At 72.8% G+C, this 21,083-nt stretch carries 21 protein-coding genes; 10 read left to right on the plus strand and 11 right to left on the minus strand.

The window, feature by feature from the left end; all coding sequences use genetic code 11:
• Positions 1-114: 114 nt before the first annotated feature.
• Both ACFVHO_RS28120 and ACFVHO_RS28125 read left to right on the plus strand, forming a co-directional pair.
• Complete coding sequence (locus ACFVHO_RS28120; protein ID WP_385720296.1) at positions 115-774, plus strand: RNA polymerase sigma factor; 660 nt, start codon at positions 115-117, stop codon at positions 772-774.
• On the plus strand, positions 771-1,430 hold the full coding sequence (locus ACFVHO_RS28125; RefSeq protein ID WP_385720299.1) for a hypothetical protein: 660 nt from the start codon (positions 771-773) through the stop codon (positions 1,428-1,430). The genes ACFVHO_RS28120 and ACFVHO_RS28125 overlap by 4 nt, the downstream gene beginning before the upstream one ends.
• 134 nt (positions 1,431-1,564) lie before the next feature.
• Here the strand turns inward: ACFVHO_RS28125 and ACFVHO_RS28130 are convergent, their stop codons facing one another.
• From ACFVHO_RS28130 to ACFVHO_RS28160, 7 genes are all read right to left on the minus strand, one after another.
• Positions 1,565-1,963 carry a GNAT family N-acetyltransferase gene (locus ACFVHO_RS28130; RefSeq protein WP_385720302.1) on the minus strand — a complete coding sequence of 133 codons (399 nt, stop codon included), beginning with the start codon at positions 1,961-1,963 and terminating at the stop codon, positions 1,565-1,567.
• A 55-nt stretch (positions 1,964-2,018) separates the two neighbouring features.
• Positions 2,019-2,927 (minus strand): GlxA family transcriptional regulator, encoded by a 909-nt coding sequence (locus ACFVHO_RS28135; protein ID WP_385720454.1) that lies wholly within the window; start codon positions 2,925-2,927, stop codon positions 2,019-2,021.
• A gap of 188 nt (positions 2,928-3,115) precedes the next feature.
• Positions 3,116-4,120 carry a HEAT repeat domain-containing protein gene (locus ACFVHO_RS28140; RefSeq protein ID WP_385720304.1) on the minus strand — a complete coding sequence of 335 codons (1,005 nt, stop codon included), beginning with the start codon at positions 4,118-4,120 and terminating at the stop codon, positions 3,116-3,118.
• A gap of 69 nt (positions 4,121-4,189) precedes the next feature.
• The gene (locus tag ACFVHO_RS28145) at positions 4,190-4,858 is read right to left on the minus strand and encodes a HEAT repeat domain-containing protein (protein WP_385720307.1); all 669 of its coding nucleotides are present in this window, start codon (positions 4,856-4,858) and stop codon (positions 4,190-4,192) included.
• A 269-nt stretch (positions 4,859-5,127) separates the two neighbouring features.
• Entirely contained in the window at positions 5,128-6,072 is a 945-nt protein-coding gene (locus ACFVHO_RS28150) for an NADP-dependent oxidoreductase (RefSeq protein ID WP_385720309.1), read from the minus strand.
• 46 nt (positions 6,073-6,118) lie between these two features.
• On the minus strand, positions 6,119-6,871 hold the full coding sequence (locus ACFVHO_RS28155; RefSeq protein ID WP_385720312.1) for a response regulator: 753 nt from the start codon (positions 6,869-6,871) through the stop codon (positions 6,119-6,121).
• Positions 6,871-8,358, minus strand: coding sequence for a sensor histidine kinase (locus ACFVHO_RS28160; RefSeq protein ID WP_385720315.1), 1,488 nt, complete (start codon positions 8,356-8,358; stop codon positions 6,871-6,873). Before ACFVHO_RS28160 ends, ACFVHO_RS28155 begins: the two co-directional genes overlap by 1 nt.
• 228 nt (positions 8,359-8,586) lie before the next feature.
• On the opposite strand from ACFVHO_RS28160, the gene ACFVHO_RS28165 reads away from it, so the two are divergent.
• The 3 genes from ACFVHO_RS28165 (at position 8,587) to ACFVHO_RS28175 (ending at position 11,672) form a co-directional block, all read left to right on the plus strand.
• Entirely contained in the window at positions 8,587-9,852 is a 1,266-nt protein-coding gene (locus tag ACFVHO_RS28165; protein WP_385720317.1) for a serine hydrolase domain-containing protein, read from the plus strand.
• A 75-nt stretch (positions 9,853-9,927) separates the two neighbouring features.
• Positions 9,928-10,374, plus strand: coding sequence for a cupin domain-containing protein (locus tag ACFVHO_RS28170; RefSeq protein ID WP_385720321.1), 447 nt, complete (start codon positions 9,928-9,930; stop codon positions 10,372-10,374).
• Between the two features lie 92 nt (positions 10,375-10,466).
• Entirely contained in the window at positions 10,467-11,672 is a 1,206-nt protein-coding gene (locus ACFVHO_RS28175) for a serine hydrolase domain-containing protein (protein WP_385720324.1), read from the plus strand.
• A gap of 25 nt (positions 11,673-11,697) precedes the next feature.
• Here the strand turns inward: ACFVHO_RS28175 and ACFVHO_RS28180 are convergent, their stop codons facing one another.
• Positions 11,698-12,555, minus strand: coding sequence for a helix-turn-helix domain-containing protein (locus tag ACFVHO_RS28180; protein WP_385720327.1), 858 nt, complete (start codon positions 12,553-12,555; stop codon positions 11,698-11,700).
• Between the two features lie 249 nt (positions 12,556-12,804).
• Between ACFVHO_RS28180 and ACFVHO_RS28185 the strand changes: the two genes are divergently transcribed.
• The 3 genes from ACFVHO_RS28185 to ACFVHO_RS28195 all read left to right on the plus strand — a co-directional run bounded on the left by ACFVHO_RS28185 (position 12,805) and on the right by ACFVHO_RS28195 (position 17,009).
• Positions 12,805-14,547 (plus strand): dihydroxyacetone kinase family protein, encoded by a 1,743-nt coding sequence (locus ACFVHO_RS28185; protein WP_385720329.1) that lies wholly within the window; start codon positions 12,805-12,807, stop codon positions 14,545-14,547.
• 96 nt (positions 14,548-14,643) lie between these two features.
• Entirely contained in the window at positions 14,644-15,201 is a 558-nt protein-coding gene (locus tag ACFVHO_RS28190) for a PadR family transcriptional regulator (protein ID WP_385720332.1), read from the plus strand.
• 83 nt (positions 15,202-15,284) lie between these two features.
• On the plus strand, positions 15,285-17,009 hold the full coding sequence (locus ACFVHO_RS28195) for an acyl-CoA dehydrogenase family protein (protein WP_385720335.1): 1,725 nt from the start codon (positions 15,285-15,287) through the stop codon (positions 17,007-17,009).
• A 108-nt stretch (positions 17,010-17,117) separates the two neighbouring features.
• Here ACFVHO_RS28195 and ACFVHO_RS28200 read toward each other — a convergent pair whose 3' ends face one another.
• Entirely contained in the window at positions 17,118-17,699 is a 582-nt protein-coding gene (locus tag ACFVHO_RS28200) for a snapalysin family zinc-dependent metalloprotease (RefSeq protein ID WP_385720338.1), read from the minus strand.
• Between the two features lie 77 nt (positions 17,700-17,776).
• Positions 17,777-18,577: an SAM-dependent methyltransferase gene (locus tag ACFVHO_RS28205; protein WP_385720340.1), complete on the minus strand. Its 801-nt coding sequence runs from the start codon at positions 18,575-18,577 to the stop codon at positions 17,777-17,779.
• A gap of 255 nt (positions 18,578-18,832) precedes the next feature.
• On the opposite strand from ACFVHO_RS28205, the gene ACFVHO_RS28210 reads away from it, so the two are divergent.
• Positions 18,833-19,612 (plus strand): hypothetical protein, encoded by a 780-nt coding sequence (locus tag ACFVHO_RS28210; protein WP_385720342.1) that lies wholly within the window; start codon positions 18,833-18,835, stop codon positions 19,610-19,612.
• Positions 19,613-19,681: 69 nt separating this feature from the next.
• Here the strand turns inward: ACFVHO_RS28210 and ACFVHO_RS28215 are convergent, their stop codons facing one another.
• Positions 19,682-20,173, minus strand: coding sequence for an RrF2 family transcriptional regulator (locus ACFVHO_RS28215; protein ID WP_385720344.1), 492 nt, complete (start codon positions 20,171-20,173; stop codon positions 19,682-19,684).
• 136 nt (positions 20,174-20,309) lie between these two features.
• On the opposite strand from ACFVHO_RS28215, the gene ACFVHO_RS28220 reads away from it, so the two are divergent.
• The gene (locus tag ACFVHO_RS28220; protein WP_385720347.1) at positions 20,310-21,050 is read left to right on the plus strand and encodes an SDR family oxidoreductase; all 741 of its coding nucleotides are present in this window, start codon (positions 20,310-20,312) and stop codon (positions 21,048-21,050) included.
• The last annotated feature ends 33 nt before the right edge of the window (positions 21,051-21,083 follow it).

Below are 21,083 nucleotides of genomic sequence, written 5' to 3' on the forward strand. Positions count from 1 at the left end.
GCCGCTGCCGACGCCGGTCCCCGCATCCTCGGGGATGTAACGCCCGTGCCCTCTCCGGCCAAGAACGGTCGTACGCAGGATCAGTGAGGATCGATCACGGCGACGAGGAGAGTGATGGGGACCAGGAACAGAAGCAGCGGCGGGCCGCCCGGGGGCGGGCTGCGGGACCCTCAGGTGTTCGAGGAGTTCTACCGGCGGCATGTGGACGCCGTGACGCGGTTCGTGGCGCGGCGGGTGAGCGATCCGCACACCGTCGCGGATCTGACCGCCGACGTGTTTCTCGCGGTGGTCGACTCCGCGGACGGGTACCGTCCCGGGCTCGGGAGCGAGGCGGCCTGGCTGTTCGGGATCGGCCGCAACGTCGTCCGTGCCGAGTACCGGCGCAGTTCGCGGCAGGCCGGACTCGGGGCACGGATCGCGGGGCGGCGGTTGCTCGACGACGACATCGCGCGCCTGGAGGAGAAGCTCGACGCCGAGCGGGGCGGGCGGCGCGCCCTCGAACTGCTCGCGGATCTGCCCGAGAGCGAACGCGCCGTGCTCGAACTCGTCGCCGTCGACCAGCTGACCGTGAGCGAGGCCGCGGCGGCCCTGGGGACCACCCAGGTCGCCGCCCGCGTACGGCTGCACCGCGCACGCCGGAAGCTGCGCGGCGCCGAAGAGCTCGCGGGGGAGCAGCCGGGGCACGGGCGGGCCGAGCACGGCAAGCCGGTCGATCACGCGCGGCAGGCCGAGTCACGTACCGCCGACATCGCTTACGCGGGGGGAGAGTCATGAGCACCCAGACATTCGAGGACCGGCTGCTGGAAGAACTGCAGCGCGAGGTACGGCTCCAGGCGGCCGGGGCCGGATCGCGGCCGTCGGTGGCGCCGGTGCGCCGACGGATTCTGACGCCGATGCGGGCGGGCGCGGTCCTGGTGGCCTGCGCGGCGGCGACCGTGACGGCGATCGTCGTGCCGGGTGGCGAAGGGGGCGGGGCCGCGTACGCCGTGGAGCGGCTCTCCGATGGTGCGGTGCGTGTCACCGTCAACGATCTGACGCTCGACATCGAACAGCAGGAGGCACTGGCCGCCAAGCTGCGTGCGGCCGGGGTCCGGGTGTCGGTGGACGAGGTGCCCAAGGGCAAGGCCTGCCGTATGCCGCGTGGCGAGATGATCGGCAACACCGTCATCAGCCTGCTCAACTCCGCCGAGCGGGACGGCAAGGGCGACGGCGCGGGCGGACAGCCGGGGGATACGCGGCCCGACCAGGCCGAGAAGCACCGGGGCGGGCCCGGCCCGAAGGGCAAGGTGTGGAAGCTGGTCTTCCACCGGGGCGACACCATGGTGATGGAGCGTGGCACGGGGTTCTACCCCGGCAACGACAGCGGCTTCACGAGCTTCTACGGCATCCGGGGCAAGGCCACACCCTGCGAACTGGTCCCGAGCCCGTAGGGAGGAACTTTCGTCTCATCAGCTGCCCCCGCCCGGTGCCGGACCGGGCGGGAACAGCCTACGTTCCCCTCCCGTCGTCCCGTCGTCCCGTCGTCCCGTCGTCCCGCGGCACGGGCCGCAGGCGGGCCAGCGCCTCAACGCAGCGCGATGAGGCCCGCGTCCGTCGGCTCGAAGCCGCAGGCGTCGAAGTAGAAGTCCCGCAGGTGCTCGTCGAAATCGACGTGCAGCCACTCACAGCCCGCCGCCCGGGCCTCGCGCGCCGCGACCGCCACGAGCTCGCTCCCCACCCCTGCCCGGCGGCCGCCCGCGGCGACCATCGTGTCGAGCACGAAGGCGTGCACACCCCCGTCCCAGGCGACGTTGACGAACCCCACCAGCTCCCCGTCCCGCCGTGCACAGACCCACCCCAGACTGTGCCGACGCACCTGCGCCAGCCAGTCGATGGTCAACACGACGTGGTCGAAGGCCTCGGCGTGGAGGGCGTTGACCTCGCCGTTGTCGAAAGCGCCGCGCCAGTCGTACGTGATCGTCATGGGCGCATGGTAGGTCGGGGAATGTGCGGACGATGGGCCCTCACCGCCTCGGGAACTACAGCGCGTTGGTGAAGGAGCGCCGGTACGAGCGTGGGGGCACCCCGCGGCGGCGTACGAACTGTTCGCGCAGGACGGCCGCGCTGCCGTAGCCGACCCGGTGGGCGATCTCCTCGACCGGGAGGTCGGTGGTCTCCAGGAGTTCCTCGGCGCTGCTGAGGCGCAGGTTGCGCAGCCAGGCGTGCGGCGTGGTGCCCGTCGCGGCCGTGAAGCGGCGGGCGAAGGAGCGTTTGCTCATCGTGGCGCGCCGGGCCAGTTCCGCGACGGGGAGCGGTTCGTGGAGGTGTTCGCGAGCCCAGGCGAGTACCTCGGCGAGGCGCTCGTCCTGGCAGTCCTCGGGGACGGGTGCGGTCAGGTACTGGGCCTGACCGCCGTCGCGGTGCGAGGGCAGCACCATGTCGCGGGCGATGGCGTTGGCCATCGCCGCGCCGTACTCCCGCCTCAGCAGATGGAGGCACATGTCGAAGCCCGCGGCCGCTCCCGCGCCCGTGACGATGTGCCCTTCGTCGATGTAGAGGGCGTCGGGTTCGACGGTGACCTCCGGGTGACGTCCTGCCAGCAGTTCCGCGAACCGCCAGTGCGTGGTCGCCCGGCGGCCGTCCAGGAGCCCGGCAGCCGCCAGCGCGAACGCGCCGACACAGTGGGCCGCCACCAGGGCGCCCCGCTCGTGCGCGGCCGTCAGCGCGTCAAGCACGGCGGGCGGGGGCGGGGTCCGGAAGTCGGTGCCGGGCAGGGCGATCAGCAGGTCGGCGGAGGCGAACCGGTCCAGGCCGTGCTCGACCGTGAGCGGCACGTTCGAGTCCGTCGCCAGCGCTCCTGGCTCGTCGGCACACAAAGCGAAGTCGAAAGCAGGGAAGGCCGCCCCGCGAGGCGCGAACACCTCACAGACGACACCCACGGCGAGCATGCCGACTCCGGGCGGGGCGTACGCGGCAATGGTCTTGAAGGGCGGCACGGGGGCAGTGTGGCACGGTCGGCACGAATCCTGCGATCACAGGTGTACGTGCCAGGGCTTGGAAGGGGCCTTGGATGGGGATTTGCGGGGGGCTTGGAAGGGCCCGGGCCCGGGCTCGTGGTACCCCGGGAACTCAACCGCTACGGGGCCTCGCGCATCTTGAGGATGTACGCGGCGGTCAACGCGACGGTTCGGTCCTCGTCCTGGGACAGATCCGCGAGAGCACGGGACGCCGCGGCCCCCGGGATCTCCGCGAGCGCCTGGGTCAGCCGCAGCCGTGCGGACGCGTCGACGGCGCCGCCGGTGAGGCGGTCGACGAGCCTGGCCGTGATCTGGTCCGCCGACGCGGGACCGCTCGCCAGCGCGCTCAGGGCGTCGGCCGCGTCGACGTCGTTCGCCTGCTCGACGACCATGTCGACGAGCGTCGGAACCGCGTCGGCGACTCCGCGGGCGCCGAGCGCGAGGGCCGCGCACCTGCGGACCACGAGGTCGGCGTTCGTCAGCGCGTCCCGCAGCACCGTGGTGGCCTCGTCGTGCGGAATCTCGGCGATGGACTGGACGGCCCGCTTCCGGACGTCGGCGGCCGGTGAGCCGAGGCCCTCCGCGAGCAGCGGCAGCGCGCCGTCGCCGGACTGCGCCAGAGCCCATCGCAGGGCCCCGGCGACGATCGGGTCCGCCTCGCTCAGGACCGCTTCCACCAGGGCCTCCACGGGCACCGGAACCTCTTCGACGGAGGACAGGGCCGCGCGCTGGCGCTTCCAGGCGTTCTCGGACCCCAACGCCTGGAGGAGCGCGACGGTCTGGAGGACGTCCTCCCAGGCGGCGGGCTCCATGGCACCGATCCGGCGGAGCCGCGTGAGCAGCGCCGTCTCACGTGCGATGCGCTCGCGCGTCTGGTCCACGAGGTCGTCGATGAGGGACGAGGGCGTGAAGCCGGGGTCGTCGAGCGCGTACCCGACCTCACGCAGGGAGAGGCCCAGAGCCCGCAGGCTCTCGATGTGGAAGATGCGCCGGATGTCCTCGGCCGCGTACTCCCGATAGCCGCCGCCCGTACGCCCCGTCGGCCGCAGCAGGCCAAGGGACTCGTAGTGCCTGAGCATGCGGGCACTGACCCCGGACCGCCGGGCCACCTCACCGATCAGCACGGCGCGTCACTCCCCACTCCCCAACCCTCACTCGTCACTTCTCACTCCCTAACCCTCACGCGTCACTCCTCACTCCTCCTGGCCGGTCGTGCCCAGCACCATGACGCGCTTGGCCTCCTCGACCGCGAACGCGAATCCGGCGTCCGGGTCGCGCGACAGCCGCTCCGTGGCGATGGCGTGCTCGCGCACGCGCGGGTCATGATCCGTCATCGCGGCACGCAGAGCCGACGAAGCCGCCTCACCCAGCGCGATCAGCGCCCGGCTGAGACTCAGCTGCGTCTCGTGCCCGCCACGCCCGAGCTGCGTCGACAGCTCCGCGGCCAGCTCGGGTGCCGCGCCTTCGGGTACGAGCACGACCGCCGCCCGCCAGGCGCTCCGCGCCACTTCGTCGGCGGCGTCGGACAGCAGCGCCCGCGTGATCGCGGGCCACGCCCGCCGATCGCCGATCTTGGACAGCGTGTGCAGCGCCTGGCTCCGTGCCTGTGCGCGTTCCGAGCGGAGTTCGACGAGCAGCGCCGGGACCGTCGCCGACGCCGCGTGCCGGGTGAGGGCCCACGTCAGCATCTCGCGTACGGAGAACTCGGGCTCGATCGCGCATCGTTCGACGAGCTTGTCGAGGAAACGCGGGTCGGGGTTCGTGCCGACCGCCAGCGCCGCCCGCAGCCGCACGGACGAGTTGCCGTCCTCCAGCCCCTGGAGCGCGCGCAGCGCATCCGTGTCCTGTAGTGGCAGGGTCATCGGGACCACCTCCTTGACACGGTGATGACCTTGACCGCAGTGAAGACCTTGTCACCGTGTCAAGGTCAAGCGCGCCCCGGCCATCAGGCCCCCGCCCTGCCGTGCTGCCGACGCACCGGTTCCCTGATCTGCTCGGCCAACGCCCCGGCGACCCCCGTCTCGGGCGGTGTCGTCCGGGCCATCTCGGCCTCTTGTCCGTCAGGCGCGGGATTCACCTTATGGCGGCAGCCAGGGCCCGGACGGACCGGCGCGTCCGGCTGCCGCCGCCCTCAGGAGAAGTCCAGGACCAGTCGGCCCCGCAGGCCGCCCGACTCCAGCAGCCGGTGGGCCTTGGCCGCCTCCTCGGCGGGCAGCACCTCGGCCACGCGCAGCGTGAGGGTGCCGTCCTCGGCCCGGCGGCGCAGCGCGTCGAGGCTCGCGGTGTCGGTGATGCCGTCCGACACCATCACCGGATGCACCCGGATGCCGCGCTCGGCCGGTCCGGACCAGCCCCGCAGCTCGGCGAGGGCCCCGCCGTCGGCGATCGCGGGCACCGCCTCGGTGGTCTGCATCGAACCGTCCACGAGGCCGGGGACACCGTCGGGGGCCAGAGCGCGCACATGGGCGGCGAACTCGGCGCCGCGCTCCACGACGTGGTCGGCGCCGAATCCGCGCACCAGCTCGACGTCCGGCCGGGCGGCGTCCGCGATCACGGTGAGCCCGTCGGCCTTGGCCAGCTCGACCGCGTACCCGCCGACGGCACCCGCGGCACCGGTCACGGCGACGGTCCCGCCCTGCGGCACGGCCAGGGCGTCCAGGGCGAGGCGTGCCGTCATGGCGTTCATGAGGAGGGTGGACGCGGCGGGGAAGTCCGCGCCTTCGGGCGCCGGTACCACCGAAGCGGCGGGCACCACGACCTGATCGGCGTAGGCCCCGCCGTGCGGGCTGGTGAAGAGGACCATGGCGACGACTCGTTGGCCCACGGCGAGCCGGTCGTCGGCTCCGGGCCCGAGCTGGTCGATCACTCCGGCGGCGTCCATGCCGGGCACGAACGGGGGCCGCCGGTCGGTCATGCGGACGGCGTGGCCGCCGGTGCGCAGCATCACGTCGGTGGGGTTGACGGCGGCCGCGTGCACGCGGATGCGGACCTCACCGGGGCCCGCCTGCGGTTCGGGCAGGTCCAGGACCCGCAGTGCTTCCGGGCCGCCGAACTCATGGACACCTATGGCTCTCATGTCGCCTGCAACTTCGGGTGTCCGGGCGGTATTCCGCACGGGTCGACTACGAACTCCCCTCCCCGTGAAGCGAGTCGGTGGTGCCGGTGGTCTCCGTCGCGTCCTCCGGTGGTTCGGTGGTGAGGACCAGCACGGCGATCTGTACGCGGTTCTCCAGGCCGAGGCGGGTGAGGATCCGGTTGACCGTGCTCTTGACGCCGGTCTGCGTCAGGCCCAGGACGGCCGCGATCCGCGCGTTCGACAAGCCCTGGGCGACGAGCCGGGCGACCTCCCGCTCCCGGGCGGTGAGGGCATCGAGGGGGCCGTCCGCTCCCGTCCCGGTCCCCGGGGCGGGGGAGGGGGCGCGGGGCAGCAGCGGGGGCGGCAGGTCGGAGAAGGCGCGAATGAGGCGCCGGGTCACCGTGGGCGCCAGCATCGCCTCGCCCGCCGCCACCACGCCGATCGCCTCGACCAGCGCCTGCGGCGTCGTGTTCTTCAGGAGGAACCCGCTCGCCCCCGCGCGCAGCGCGGCGTGCACGTATTCGTCCAGGTCGAAGGTGGTCAGCATCAGCACGCGTGGCCGGGGGCCCGGGTGCGGCCAGCCGTCGAGGATCCGCCGGGTGGCCTCCACCCCGGTCATGCCCGGCATCCGCACGTCCATGAGGACCACGTCCGGACGCAGCGCGAACGCCGCCTCGACGGCCCGCTCGCCGTCCGCCGCCTCGCCCACCACCTCCACGGCGGTGCGCCGGAGCATCGCCCGCAGCGCGGTCCTGACCAGCTCCTGATCGTCCACCGTGAGGACGCGGACCGCCGCCATCAGTGCGACCCCGTTCCGGTACGTCGCCGTGCCGCGTCCGGCGCCGCGGCGCGGAACGTCGCCTCGACGCACCAGCCGCCGCTCTCGTCGGGCCCCGCCCGCAGCGTGCCCTTGAACAGCGCGGCGCGTTCCCGCATCCCGATCAGGCCGAGCCCGGAGCCGGGCATCGAGGGCGGTGGATCCGCCGCCGTCGGCGCCGAGTTGACCACGGTGACGGTCAACAGGCCGTCCTGCCAGGTGATGTCGACGCGTACGCGCACCGCACCGGCGTGCTTGCGGACGTTGGAGAGGGCTTCTTGGACCACTCGGTACGCGGAGACCTGCACGGCGGGCGCCAGGCTCGCGACCGGTCCGGTCACCGTGAGCGCGACGGGGCAGCCGACCGCCGTGGATTCGGCCGCCAGCCGGTCGACGTGGCGCAGGGACGGTTCCGGCAGCGGACCCCCGCTGGCCTCCGGTGACGGATCCGCGTGGTGTCGTGGCGACGGCCCCGCGCCCGGGTCGGCTTCCGCGCCGAGCGCCGCCTCCGCGCCGGGGCCCGTCTCCCCGGCGCCGGGCGGCGGGTCCGCGAGCAGGCACACCAGGCCGCGCATCTCCTCGAGCGCGACGTCCGCGGCCTCGCCGATGGCCGTCACGCCCTGGCCGGCGGCGTGCGGGTCGTCGGGCAGGACGACGCCCGCGGCGCGGGCCTGGAGGGCGATCGCGCTGATGTGGTGGGCCACCAGGTCGTGCAGTTCACGGGCGATACGGGTGCGCTCCGCCGTCACCGCCCGGCGGGCGTTGAGCTGCTGCTCGGCGCGGAGGCGCGCCGCCAGGTCACGCAGCCGCTCCGCGTCCGCGTACAGCCGCCGCCGGGACGAGCCGAGCAGCCAGACGGCCGTCGAGATCCCCGCGGCCACCACCATGTCGGCGAAGGCCAGCGGCACTTCGGGGGGCGGCGACGGCGGCAGGTGGAAGCGGTCGCCGATCCGTTCGGGGGCGAGGAAGGCCACGGTCATGGCGACGGGGGCGAGGAGGCTGTGCGGCACGGGTGCGCGGCGCGCCATCACGTAGCAGGCGAGGAGCGCGGACTGGGCGTTGTCACCCGCGGGGTCGAGCAGTTCGCCGAGCAGATAGCAGCCCACGCTCACGGCGAGGACCAGCCCCGGCCGTGTACGCGCCCACGCCAGCGGCACGGACGCGCCGACCAGCAGTCCCACGGCGAGCGTCGACGCCGCGACGCCGTGCGGCAGCGGGTGCTCGAGGCGCAGCAGCACCGCGAGGACGGTCAGCCCGGCCGCGAGCAGCGCGTCGCCGGGGCGCCCGGAGAGCCTGCGCCGCAGCGGCGCGCACCACGCCCATGCTCGTGTCCATTCCTGTGTCGAAGCCTGAGCCCACGCACCGCTTTCCCGGGCCTGCCGACCCTCGCGGACCGACGGCACGGGCGAGTCCGCGCCGCGCGGGGGAGCGGGCCCCTTCCGTACCGGCGCCGTTCCTGTCCCCGTCACGAGCAGCCCCCGTTCTCCGCCCCGCGCGTCCGGAAGAGCGCGTCCAGAACCTCGCGTCAGCGTACGACCGGCCACTCCGCCCGGCACGCGAGGCCAACCAAAGTTGCCCGGCCGTCCCCTCCTCACGCAGGACGTCCCACCACGGCCCCCGTCCGTAGCGTCAGCGCCAGCCGACGAGACGACCGGCAGCGGTCGACGGCCCCCCACGACAACCCCGGAGGATTCCGCATGCCCGCACACCCGCCCCGAAACCGGAGGGCGACCCGATGCCCCCGAGCCGCCCTAGCCGTCACGGCCACCCTCGCCGCGGCCGCCGTCGCGCTCCCGCCCGCCTTCGCCTCGGCGAACCCCGGCGAGACGGGACACCCTGGCTCCCAAGGCTCCGCGCGGGCCGCGCACTCGGACTTCCAGCGCGACGCCGACGCCGTGCGCGCCACCGGAGCGATCGGCGTCCAGGCCCGGATCAGCGGGGGACGCACCACCCCCACGTCCGGCCCCCGCACCGTCACCAGCGGCACCGCCGACATCCGTACCGGCCGATCGGTGCCTGCCGACGGCTACTTCCGCATCGCCAGCAACACCAAGACCTTCGTGGCGACCGTCGTGCTGCAACTGTCCGCCGAGCGCAAGCTCTCCCTGGACGACACCGTGGAGCGCTGGCTGCCCGGCCTGGTGCGCGGCAACGGCAACGACGGCCGACGCATCACCCTGCGCCAACTGCTCCAGCACACCAGCGGCATCCACGACGACTACCCCGGCTTCGACAGCGCGGCGGCCTACTACGAGAAGCGCTTCGACCCCTACACCCCGCGCCAGCTCGTCGAGCGGGCCATGCGGCACCGCCCCGACTTCCGGCCGGGCAGGGGCTGGGCGTACTCCAACGTCGGCTACATGCTGCTCGGCATGGTCATCGAGAAGGCGACCGGCCGCACTTGGCACACCGAGGTGCGCGAGCGGCTCCTGGAGCCGCTCGGCCTGCGGCACACGTACCACCCGGACGACTCACCCGCGATCAGGACGCCGCACGCCCGCGGCTACCAGCGCTTCGCGACCGCGCCCAAGCTGGTGGACGTCACCCTCCTGAAGGACGCCAACGCCTCGGGCGGCCTCATCGGCACCACCGCCGACCTCAACCGCTTCTTCCGCGCCCTGCTCGGCGGCAAGGTCCTGAAGCCCGCGCAGCTCAAGGAGATGAAGCGCACCGTCCCGCTGAACAAGGAGTTCCAAGTGCCCTACCCCGGGGCGCGCTACGGCCTCGGCCTGATGAAGAGCAAGCTGCCGTGCGGGGGCTGGTACTGGAGCCACGGCGGGGACGAGATCGGCTACATGACCCGCAACGCCGTCAGCGACGACGGGCGGGTCGCCGTCACCGCGTCGATGTCCACCGAGTGGAGCACGTCCGCCGCGGACACGCTGCCCCAGCACCGGGCGGCGACCGGCATGGTCACCCGGGCGCTCTGCACCGAGCGCAACTTGCCATTGCGGCAACATTAGTTGTCGTTCTTGCCGTGGTCGTCGCAACCTGGTGTCCGGCCAACGGGCCCTCGTACACCATCAGGAGGACAGGCGATGACCACCCGCGAAGACATCGGATCCGCACGGGGCACGGGCGGCGACGCGCCGCTCAACAACCGCGTCCGCCACGTCCGCTCCGACGAGCTGGACGGCTACGCCGCCATCAGCGGCGGCACGGTCGGCTCCAGGAAACTCTGGATGGGGCGGGTGGAGAACCCGCCGCTGAGCTCGACGGACAATCACCACCACGGCGCGTCGGAGGCGGGGATCTACGTGGTCAGCGGCCACCCCGTGTTCGTCTTCCACGACGGCACGCGGGAGGTGCGGATCACCGCCGATCCCGGTGACTTCGTGCTCGTGCCGCCGTTCGTGCCGCACCGGGAGGAGAACCCCGACCCGGTCGAGCCCGTGGTCGTCGTGATCGCGCGCACCACACAGGAGCCGATCAAGGTCTCGGTGCCCGAGCTCTACCAATTCACCGGCGCGGAAGCGCAGTCGTAAGGCTCACGCCACGGTGTCCATCCGGCTGGCCCCCGTTCCGTCAGGGGGTCGGCCGGATGGGCCGTGGCCTGCGCCGTTCCTAGCCTCAGGGCATGATCCTTCGTCGTTTGTGGTTGTCCGTCGGCGCGTTGACGCTGGCCGTCTCGGCGCTGCCGTCCGCCGCGGCCTCGGCGCTGCCCCGCCCCGCCGCCGACGACCGGTCCGCCCAGCGCGACACCGGGCCGCACGAGGTGCTGCAACGGGACGCCGACGCCCTGCGCGACGCCGGGGTCACGGGCGTGGCCGTCCGCCTCGAAACCCCGCACGGGACCGTCAGGGCCCGCTCCGGAGTGCGCGATCTGAAGACCGGCCGACCGGTCCCGCGGGACGGCCATCTGCGGCTCGGCAGCATCACGAAGACGTACGTCGCCACCGTCGTGATGCAACTCGTGGGCGAACGGCGCCTTTCCCTCGACCGGTCCGTGGAGGAACTCCTCCCCGGTGTCGTCTCCGGCTCCGGGAACGACGGGCGGACCATCACCGTCCGCGATCTGCTGCGGCACACCAGCGGCCTGTACGACTACACGCGCGACGTCTTCCCCGACCCCAGCGCCCGCACGTACTTCACCAAGCGCTGGCAGTCCTACCGCCCCGAGCAGTTGGTGGCCCTGGCCATGCGCCACGAGCCGGACTTCGCCGCGGGCAAGGGCTGGGCGTACTCCAACACCAACTACGTACTCGCCGGAATGATCATCGAGAAGCTCACCGGCCGGACCTGGCAACGGCAGGTCGAGGACCGCGTTCTGCGCCCCCTCGGGCTGCGGCGGACGGACACCGGCACCTCGCCGTTCCTGCCGTCTCCGCACACGGTGAACTACCAGCAGTTCGCCCAGGGCGGCCCGAGGGTCGACACCACGATCCCCTACCGCCCCTTCGACAGCGGTGCCGACGGCTCGATGACCGGCACGGCACACGAGGCCAACCGCTTCTTCGCCGCCCTCGCCGGCGGCCGGCTCCTCAAGCCGGCCGAGCTGGCCGCCATGCGGACCACCGTCCCGGTCCCGCCGGGGAGCGGCCACCCGGCGGGGACCGAGGACGGCCTCGGCCTCTTCTCCACCCCGCTGTCCTGCGGCGGGAGCTACCTCGGGCACGGCGGCAGCGGCTTCGGCTACGTCATGCGGACCGCCACCACCACCGACGGCAGGCGCACCGTCACCGTCTCCGCGCACAGCCGCCCCGCGGATCCGGAGGCCGCGGCCCGCCAGGAGGACGTCATGCGCGAGCTGGTCGACCACGCCCTGTGCCGCAGCGCCGGGTGACGGGCCCGACGGCGCCACCGGCACCTCACGGGAACGTGAGCGACCCGTCCACCGGGATCACCAGGTACCAGCGCAGCGACGTGTCGTCGTACGGGCCGCAGGCGAGCACCCGGACGTCCACGGGGTCCGGCGCGAGCAGCGGGAAGTACATCGGGCGGACGTCGTCGGAGGCGTCCGGCTCCGGCGGGGCGGGCGCCGGGGCGTCCCAGAACGCCGCGACACCCGGCTTGCCGCGCACCGTCCGGACGACCTCGTCGAGGCGGGCGTTGTCCGGCCAGCGCTGCCAGGCCAGGCGCAGCCGGGTGAGCAGGGGCACGGCCCAGCGGCTCTCCCAGTCCCGCAGCTGATAGCGGGCCTCGTGCGAGAACGCCCAGGTCATGACGTTCGCACCGGGGCGCACCAGCCAGGGGCAGTGGCGGGCGGCGACGGTGTTGGCGTCGACCACGTCCCAGGCCTGGTCGCAGAGGAAGCTGACGTGGCGCTGCTCGCGCACGAGCTGGACGAGCGCGGGGTCGAGGGCACCGCGCGCGGCGGGCCCCGGCTCCGTCTCCGGTCCCGCGGCCGGTCCCGCGAGCACCGTGTCGGGGCGGCGCGCCGGGGGCTCGTGGCCGGTGCCCCGGTGCAGTGCGGCCGACTGGCGCGGGGACAGATCCAGGATCCGGGCGATCCCGGCGATCATCTCGCGGCCGTACCGGCGGTCCTCGCCCTTCTCCAGGGCCCGGTACCAGCGCTCGGAGACGCCGAGCAGCAGCGCGACGTCGAGCTGCGTGAGGTAGCTGCGATGGCCGCGCGTGGGGGCGATGCCGGGCACCTGCGCGGGGTCGCGGGCCATGCGCCAGGTGCGGAGCATGCGGCCGAGGTCCTCGCGTCGCGCGTTCGTCACGGGTAAAGACCTCGCAAAGATGACTGGGCTGATCAGGGGTTTTCCGGGATGGATGGCGGATTCGCGGCCTTTCGGCGCAGGTGGCAGGATCGCATGCCGGACTCCCTCACCGGAACCTCCGGGTTCCGGAACGCCACGGTTCCGATCTTGGGCGCGGTACGGCGTCCAGGGTGGGCCCGGTCGGCACGGTCGGCGGCGCCGTCGACGTCCGCCACCGGCCCCGCGCCCTGACCTACGGAGAAACGACCGATGACCTACTTCCTGCCGGAAACCGACCCCGTACTGACCGCCGCGCGCGGTCTCGCCCTCGTCCACCCCGACAAGGTCGAGGTCAACGCCGCGCCGCTGTTCCTGCGGGCACGGGCCCCGCACCCCGATCGGCGGGTCGCGCTGGTGTCCGGCGGCGGCTCGGGGCACGAGCCGCTGCACACCGGCCTGCTCGGACGCGGCGGCCTGGACGCGGTGTGTCCCGGAGAGGTGTTCGCCTCCCCGCACAACCGGCAGATCTACGAGGCCGGCGTCGCCGCCGCCAAGAGCGAGGGCGTGCTCCTGGTCGTCAAGAACTACACGGGCGACGTGATCAACTTCCAGATCGCGGCCGAGCGCCTGCGGCACGACGGCATCCCGGTCGCGACCGTCCTGGTCGACGACGACCTGGCCACGGACGCCGCCGACAGTGCCACGGGCCGCCGGGGCACCGCCGCGACGGTGGTCGTGGAGAAGCTGCTCGGCGCCGCCGCCGACCGGGGCGCCTCCCTGGCGGAACTCCAGGAGCTCGGCACCCGTGTCGTGGCACAGTCCCGCAGCATCGCCGTGGCGGCCCGGGCCCAGACCTCGCCCACGACGTCGGCCCCCGCCTTCACCCTGGACGCCGGAGTCCTCGACTACGGCGTCGGCATCCACGGCGAGCGCGGCACCCGCACCATCACCAGGCCCCCGGTCGACGACCTCGTCCGGCGCATGACCGACGACCTGCTCGACGCGCTGCCGCCCGGCCCCGACGAGGTCCTCGTCCTCGTCAACGGCCTCGGCGCCACCACCGACCTCGAACTGCACGCCGTGAGCGTCCTGCTGACCGAGCGGCTCGCCGAGCGCGGCCTCCGCCCCGTCCTCACCGTCGCCGGAACGTACACCTCCGCCCTGGACATGTCCGGGTTCTCGCTCACCCTGACCCGCCTCGACGAGGGCTGGGCGGACCTGTGGACGGCGCCCGCCGAGACGCCGCTCGTGCTGCCCCGGCCCATGAGCGCCGACAGCGCCGCGACGGCACCGGAGCGCCCCGCGACCCCCACCCCGGCCACCGCGCCCGCGCCCGCCCTCGCCACCGGCAGCCGTGTCGTGCTCGACCGCTACGCGGACATCGTGGCCCAGGTCCGCGACAACCTCACCAAGCTCGACCAGCTCGTCGGCGACGGCGACTTCGGCGACAACCTCTCCGGCGGCGTCCGCCGCGCGGTGAAGCTCGCCGACGAGACCGGAGCCGACGGCGTGGCCGCGCTCGCCGAGGCGTTCCTCAACGACGTCGGCGGCACCAGCGGCCCGCTGTTCGGCCTGCTCTTCCAGCACCTGGCGGCCGCCGGATCCGGCGCGGAGCAGGCGCCGTCCGTCGCGGCCCTCGCCGAGGCCACGGCGGGCGCGCAGGCCGCGATCCACCGCGTGGGCGGGGCACGGGTGGGCGACTGCACCATCGTCGACGCGCTGGCGCCCGCCGCCGAGTCGCTGGCCGCCGCGGCCGAGGCCGGGCCCACCGACGGCTCCGAGGGCGCGGAGGCCCCGCTCACCACCGCCGCGCAGGCCGCGATCCGGGGCGCCCTGTCCACCGCGTCCCTGCGCCCCCGGCGCGGCCGCGCGAGCTACGTCGGCGATCACGCGCTCGGCGTACCGGACCCGGGCGCGCTCGCTGTCGCCCTGCTCTTCGTGGCCCTCGCCGACATCCACGAGCCCACGATGGCGACCCGCCTCCCGGCCCCCGGGTACGTGACCGTGCTCTGACCCGGCACGGCCGGATACCGCACTGCCCAGGTGAGCCGCGTCTCACCTGGGCAGTGCCACTTGTCTATGCAACGAGTTGCATAGAAGGATTCGGGCATGGCGCTCGAGCACGCGATTCTCGTCTCCCTCCTTGAGAAGCCCGGCTCCGGCTATGAGTTGGCCCGGCGCTTCGACCGGTCCATCGGCTACTTCTGGGCCGCGACCCACCAGCAGATCTACCGCGTCCTGAAGCGCATGGAGAGCGACGGCTGGATCGACGCCCGCGAGGTGGCGCAACCGGACCGGCCGGACAAGAAGGAGTACTCCGTCGCCGCGGCAGGCCGGATGGCGCTCTCCCAGTGGCTGCACGAGCCGATCGAACCGGAGAGCGTCCGGCACGAGCTGGCCGTCAAGATCCGCGGTGCCGCCTTCGACGACCCGGTCGCCCTGATCGACGAGGTGGAGCGCCACCGCCAGGCGCACGCCGACCGCCTCGCGCACTATCTCGCGGGGGAGCGGCGCGACTTCACCGGACCCGAGGCCCCCGAGTCGCCCGACGCCGGTCAGGAGCTCCAGCACGTCGTGCTGCGCGGCGGCATCGCGTACGAACGCATGACGCTCGCCTGGCTCGACGACGTGATCACGACCCTCCGACGACTCGGCCCCGAGCGCTGAACCGGGCCCCGAGCCCTCCCTGCCCTCCCTTCTCTTCCCGAAGTCCTCCCCCCCCAACTCCCGAGCCGGAAAGGCGAATGGCCATGGCCGACCAGCTGCTGTTCAACCCGCGCACGTACGACCCGACCCACTTCGACCCCGAGACGCGCAGGCTCCTTCGCGCGACCGTCGACTGGTTCGAGGAGCGCGGCAAGCGCAAGCTGATCGAGGACTACCGCTCCCGCGCCTGGCTGGCGGACTTCCTCGCGTTCTCCGCGAAGGAGGCTCTCTTCGCGACCTTCCTCACCCCGGCGGCGGACGCCCGGGAGGACCACGGCGACAAGCGCTGGGACACCGCCCGGATCGCCGCCCTCAACGAGATCTTCGGCTTCTACGGCCTCGACTACTGGTACGCCTGGCAGGTCACCATCCTCGGCCTCGGCCCGGTCTGGCAGAGCGACAACGTCGCCGCCCGCGCCCGCGCCGCCGAACTCCTCACCCAGGGCGAGGTGTTCGCCTTCGGCCTGTCCGAGAAGACCCACGGCGCCGACATCTACTCCACCGACATGCTCCTGGAGCCCGACGGCCAGGGCGGGTTCCGGGCCAGCGGCTCCAAGTACTACATCGGCAACGGCAACGCCGCCGGGCTCGTCTCCGTCTTCGGCCGCCGCACCGACGTCGAGGGCCCCGACGGCTACGTCTTCTTCGCCGCCGACAGCCGCCACGAGGCGTACCACCTGGTCAAGAACGTCGTGGACTCCTCCAAGTACGTCAGCGAGTTCCGCCTCGACGACTATCCGGTGGCCGCCGCCGACGTCCTGCACACGGGCCGCGCCGCCTTCGACGCCGCCCTCAACACCGTCAACGTCGGCAAGTTCAACCTGTGCACCGCCTCCATCGGCATCTGCGAGCACGCGATGTACGAGGCCGTCACCCACGCCACGGGCCGCATCCTCTACGGCCGCCCCGTCACCGCCTTCCCGCACGTGCGCCGGGAGTTGACCGACGCCTACGTCCGGCTCGTCGGCATGAAGCTGTTCAGCGACCGCGCCGTGGACTACTTCCGCTCCGCGGGCCCCGACGACCGGCGCTACCTCCTCTTCAACCCCATGACGAAGATGAAGGTGACCACGGAGGGCGAGAAGGTCATCGACCTGATGTGGGACGTCATCGCGGCCAAGGGCTTCGAGAAGGACACCTACTTCGCCCAGGCAGCCACCGAGATCCGGGGCCTGCCGAAGCTGGAGGGCACGGTCCACGTCAACCTCGCCCTGATTCTGAAGTTCATGGGCAACCACCTGCTCAGCCCGGCCGAGTACGCGCCCGTGCCCACCCGCCTGGACGCGACCGACGACGACTTCCTCTTCCGGCAAGGTCCCGCCCGCGGCCTCGGCGCCATCCGCTTCCACGACTGGCGCGCCGCCTACGACGCGTACGCCGAGGTGCCGAACGTCGCCCGCTTCCGCGAACAGGCCGACGCGCTCTGCGAGTTCGTCACCACCGCGGCCCCCGACGAGAAGCAGAGCCGTGACCTCGACCTGCTGCTCGCCGTCGGCCAGCTGTTCGCGCTCGTCGTGCACGGCCAGCTGATCCTGGAGCAGGCCCGCCTGACCGGCCTGGAGCAGGACGTCCTCGACGAGCTGTTCGCCGTGCTCGTACGGGACTTCTCCGCGTACGCCGTCGAGCTGCACGGCAAGGACTCCGCCACCGAGGCGCAGCAGGGCTGGGCCCTCGGCGCGGTCCGCCGCCCGGTCGTCGACGAGGCCCGCTCGGCGCGGGTCTGGGAGCGCGTGGAGGCGCTGGCCGGGGCGTACGAGATGGCGCCGTAGCGGTTCTTCGGCCGACGGCGAGGTGCCTGACCGCGTGTGCTCGCGGTCAGGCACCGTGGCGCTGTGGCCGTGCCGGGTACTACGGCTCTTCGCTCGTGCGGGAGTCGACTAGCGCGCGTCGACCAGCATGCGGCCGTCGGTCGGGAAGCGTGCCGCGGCGCCGTTGCGGTAGGCCGCCTCGACGCGGGCCTGTTCGGCCGCGTCGGGGACCGCGTTCTTGCAGCTGGTACCGGCGCTGGAGCCCGACATCAGCTGGGAGCACGGGCCGGGCTTGGTGTCCGGCAGGCCCAGGTTGTGGCCGAGCTCGTGGGCGGCGATACGGGTTTTGTCATGCCCGTCCGTGACCGCCTGCTGCCCGAGTTGGACCTGGGCCCTGCCGCCGGGGCGGACCGGGCCGAGGGTGGCCTGCGGCCAGCCGCTGGTGGCCACGATCTGGATCTCGGCCCGGGTGCCGGGCGCGGCCTCGACGAGCTTGACGTTGTCGACGTTGGAGTTCCACGAGGCGACTCCGGCCGCGATGGCCGCCTCCCAGCCCGCGGCGCGGCTGTCGTCATAGCGGAGCGTCACGACGGCCGACGCCTTCTTCGCCGCGTCCTGTTCGGGCGCGGACAGGGCGTTCGCGGCGGGCGCCAGGGTCAGGGCGACCGCTGCGGCGGTGCCGGCTATTCCTAGCCGTATGTAGTGCACCATTGCTGTCCCTTCACTTGTGGGGGGCCTCGGCTCCGTGTGGGGCCGAGAGTGTGGGGAGAGGGTGCGGCGGCGGTGTCTCAGGGCTTGTGCGCCACCGCCCCGTACATGGCGATGTCACGGTCGCGGACGTCCCGCTGCCCGCTGTCCGGCCGCCACTTGTGGACCTGGGTCACGCCCGGCTCGACGAGGTCGAGCCCGGCGAAGAACGATGTGGTGGTCGGCAGGTCGCGGAGCACCATGGGCATGTTCTGCCGGGCGTACTCCTCGGCGACCCGCCCGACCTCCTCGGGTGCGAAGTCGGCGGTGCCGATGGTCATGGCCAGGTAGCTGCCGGAGGGGAGCGGGTCGAGGAGGCGCCGCACCAACTGGCCGTCGTCGGGCGGCAGGATGAAGTGCAGCATGCCGATCACCATCAGGCCGACCGGCTGGTCCAGGTCGATGAGCGCGCGCATCTCCGGGCTGTCGAGGATGGCGTCGGGGTCGTGCATGTCGGCGTCGACGTAGGCGGTCGCGCCCTCGGGGGAGCTCTGCAGCAGGGCGCGGGCGTGGGTGAGGACGATGGGGTCGTTGTCCACGTAGACCACGTGCGACTCCGGGGCCACCTCCTGCACCACCTCGTGCAGGTTGGGGGCGGTGGGCAGCCCGGTCCCGATGTCCAGGAACTGCCGGATGCCCTTCTCCCGCGCCAGGAAGTGCCCGGCGCGGTGCATGAACCGCCGGTTCTCCCGCATGTGCACCGGCAGCGACGGCCAGTGCCGGCACATGGCGTCGCCCGCCTCGATGTCCACGAGGTAGTGGTCCTTGCCGCCGAGGATGTAGTCGTACACCCGAGCGGAGTGCGCTGTTGAGGTGTCGACTCGATCCAGGGGGCTGGCCATGCGTGGGCTCCGTTCCTCGCTGTGGTGGGTCGTGCCAGACGGTACAGCGCTGAACCTCTGCGCGAACAGCGGCCCCACGGCCAACAACGGGGTGGCGCACGACAGTTGTACGGAAGTGGGACGGATGACGCCTTCGGGTGCCGCTGGAGGCCTTGAGTCACCTCTGGAGTCGGCGTCCCCGCGTGTCCGATTCGCGCGCTTGTCGACAAGTCGCCCGCTCGCGACGCTGGCCGCTTCCGCCAGGCAGGGGGGCACATGACGATCTTCAACAAGCAGCCCGACACCACCGAGCACCTCAACCGGATCCGCGTCGACCTCGCCGAACTGCGCCAGCAGGTCAACGACCAGCGGCACGCCGTCGACCAGGCCCGCCAGGACGCCAACGCCGCCATCACCACCGGCCTCGCCGAGATCCGGGCCGTGGTCCGCGAGGGCCTCAACCGCGGCCACGACGCCCTCCACGACCCGCTCGCGGCCCTCGGCACGGAACTGGTCGCCATCCGCGCCGCACTCAACGACATCAGCCGAGGTCGGTCGGGGGCCGAGGGGTCACCGCCCGCCCACGAGGGACCGCCTTCCGGGGCCGACGAGCCCGGACGGGAGCAGGGGGAGAGCGTGCGTCAGGACGAAGCCGACAGCGACCACGTCGACCTGCTCCGCAAGGCGGCGGGCATCTCCGCCGCGCGGCTCACGGTGCACCGTGACACCTGGGCCTTTCTCGTCGAACACGCAGGGCAGGACCGGCACTTCCACATCCCCGGCGCCGTCGTGGAGGACCACGGCACTGTCGATGTCGACGTCTCCGGGCTCAGCCTGGTCGCCACCCTCACGAGCCTGCGCGCCGTCGAGCGCGCCCCAGGCGTCGACCCCGGCACCGCGGCCATCGCCCGTCACCTGTATGAGCGCGTCGCCAACACCGTGCGCTCCCTGACCACTTCACCGCACCCTGGCGCCGAACCGGTCCACATCGTCATCGACGACCGTGCCGCACCCGCCACCGACGAGGACCAGCCACCGGACGCGCCGCAGACCTGAAGCAGGCGTGACGCGCGACAGACACTGCGACCGTGCCCGTGCCTGTGGCCGGGACCGCGCCGGTGCCGCTCAACCCCCTGAGCTGTTAGCCGTGTTGAGCCACGCGCCGATCGTGGGCAGGGCCTCGGGTCCGCTGTCCTGCTCCACGGTGCCGACGAGGTCGGCGATGGAGACGCCGCGCAGGGACGCCTGCCAGGCCGCTTCGGCGGCGGCCATCGTGCGCGCGACGGGGCACGCCTTCGTGCAGTCCTCCGGCGGGGTCCCGAACGGGCCCCGCTGACGGATCTCGGTGCACACGAACGCCGGGCCCGCCCCGTCGACCGCCTGGACCACGTCCAGGACCGTGATCTCGGCGGCGGGCCTGGTCAGTACGTATCCACCGGTCTTGCCCTGGACGGACTTGACGAGGCCCGCGCGGGACAGGGCCTGCATCTGCTTGGCCAGGTAGCTGGGGGAGACGTCGTGCAACTGCGCCAGACGGGCGGCCGGCACCGGCTCGCTCGCCGCGGTCAGCACCACGCAGCAGTGCACCGCCCACTCCACGCCGCCGGACATCTTCATGTGCTCTCCCCGTGTGACACGCTCGCCCGCTTGACTCGGACACAGAATATCCGAGTATTATCTCGGACATCGAATATCCGAGTTAGTTACGTCGTGTGACACCACCGCGGCACTCGGTTCACGAAAGGTCAGGATCATGAAGATCACCGTCATCGGCGGCACCGGCCTCATCGGTTCCCAGCTGGTCTCCAGGCTCCGCGACGCCGGGCACGAGGTGGTCGCCTCGTCCCTGTCGACCGGGCTCGACCTGCTCACCGGCGCGGGGCTCGACGAGGCGCTCGACGGCGCGGACACGGTCGTGAACGTGTCGAACTCACCCACGTTCGACGAGGCGTCCCCGGCGTTCTTCCGCACCACCATGGAGAACCTGCTGGCCGCGGGGGAGCGCGCGGGCGTGACCCATCAGGTCATCCTCTCCATCGTCGGCGTCGACCAGGTGCCGCAGCTGGACTACTACCGCGCGAAGGCGCTCCAGGAAGAACTGCTGCGCGGCGGGCCCGCGCCGTACTCGATCGTGCGCGCCACCCAGTTCTTCGAGTTCATGGACGCGGTCATGTCCTGGACCTCCGACGAGGAGACCGTCCGGCTGCCCGCCACTCCCGTCCAGCCCATCGCCGCGGCCGACGTGGTCGCCGCGCTCGCCGACGTCGCCACCGCCCCGCCCCGCAACGGCATCCTCGACGTCGCGGGCCCCGACGCCTTCTCCCTGGACGACCTCGGCCGCCTCACGCTGGAGCACCGGAAGGACCCGCGGACCGTCGTCACCGACGACAAGGCGGGCATGTTCGCCGCCGTCGAGGGCGACGTCCTGGTCCCGCGCCCGGGCGCGCGCCTCGCGGCCACGCGCTACGAGGACTGGCTCGGCGCTTCCCGGTAGCCGGCGCCTGCGCGCCGTCGCGCCCGAGGCGGG

The sequence above is a fragment of the Streptomyces sp. NPDC127108 genome, assembly GCF_042677545.1.
In the GTDB taxonomy this organism is placed as follows: domain Bacteria; phylum Actinomycetota; class Actinomycetes; order Streptomycetales; family Streptomycetaceae; genus Streptomyces.

Bases quoted from the DNA above. Each gene is read 5' to 3' on its own strand.
- ACFVHO_RS28210 (WP_385720342.1), top strand. From the start codon at position 18,833: ATGACGATCTTCAACAAGCAGCCCGACACCACCGAGCACCTCAACCGG.
- ACFVHO_RS28200 (WP_385720338.1), bottom strand. From the start codon at position 17,699: ATGGTGCACTACATACGGCTAGGAATAGCCGGCACCGCCGCAGCGGTC.
- ACFVHO_RS28220 (WP_385720347.1), top strand. From the start codon at position 20,310: ATGAAGATCACCGTCATCGGCGGCACCGGCCTCATCGGTTCCCAGCTG.
- ACFVHO_RS28135 (WP_385720454.1), bottom strand. From the start codon at position 2,927: ATGCTCGCCGTGGGTGTCGTCTGTGAGGTGTTCGCGCCTCGCGGGGCG.
- ACFVHO_RS28215 (WP_385720344.1), bottom strand. From the start codon at position 20,173: ATGAAGATGTCCGGCGGCGTGGAGTGGGCGGTGCACTGCTGCGTGGTG.
- ACFVHO_RS28155 (WP_385720312.1), bottom strand. From the start codon at position 6,871: ATGGCGGCGGTCCGCGTCCTCACGGTGGACGATCAGGAGCTGGTCAGG.
- ACFVHO_RS28130 (WP_385720302.1), bottom strand. From the start codon at position 1,963: ATGACGATCACGTACGACTGGCGCGGCGCTTTCGACAACGGCGAGGTC.
- ACFVHO_RS28195 (WP_385720335.1), top strand. From the start codon at position 15,285: ATGGCCGACCAGCTGCTGTTCAACCCGCGCACGTACGACCCGACCCAC.
- ACFVHO_RS28145 (WP_385720307.1), bottom strand. From the start codon at position 4,858: ATGACCCTGCCACTACAGGACACGGATGCGCTGCGCGCGCTCCAGGGG.
- ACFVHO_RS28120 (WP_385720296.1), top strand. From the start codon at position 115: ATGGGGACCAGGAACAGAAGCAGCGGCGGGCCGCCCGGGGGCGGGCTG.
- ACFVHO_RS28165 (WP_385720317.1), top strand. From the start codon at position 8,587: ATGCCCGCACACCCGCCCCGAAACCGGAGGGCGACCCGATGCCCCCGA.
- ACFVHO_RS28185 (WP_385720329.1), top strand. From the start codon at position 12,805: ATGACCTACTTCCTGCCGGAAACCGACCCCGTACTGACCGCCGCGCGC.
- ACFVHO_RS28170 (WP_385720321.1), top strand. From the start codon at position 9,928: ATGACCACCCGCGAAGACATCGGATCCGCACGGGGCACGGGCGGCGAC.
- ACFVHO_RS28190 (WP_385720332.1), top strand. From the start codon at position 14,644: ATGGCGCTCGAGCACGCGATTCTCGTCTCCCTCCTTGAGAAGCCCGGC.
- ACFVHO_RS28205 (WP_385720340.1), bottom strand. From the start codon at position 18,577: ATGGCCAGCCCCCTGGATCGAGTCGACACCTCAACAGCGCACTCCGCT.
- ACFVHO_RS28175 (WP_385720324.1), top strand. From the start codon at position 10,467: ATGATCCTTCGTCGTTTGTGGTTGTCCGTCGGCGCGTTGACGCTGGCC.
- ACFVHO_RS28125 (WP_385720299.1), top strand. From the start codon at position 771: ATGAGCACCCAGACATTCGAGGACCGGCTGCTGGAAGAACTGCAGCGC.
- ACFVHO_RS28150 (WP_385720309.1), bottom strand. From the start codon at position 6,072: ATGAGAGCCATAGGTGTCCATGAGTTCGGCGGCCCGGAAGCACTGCGG.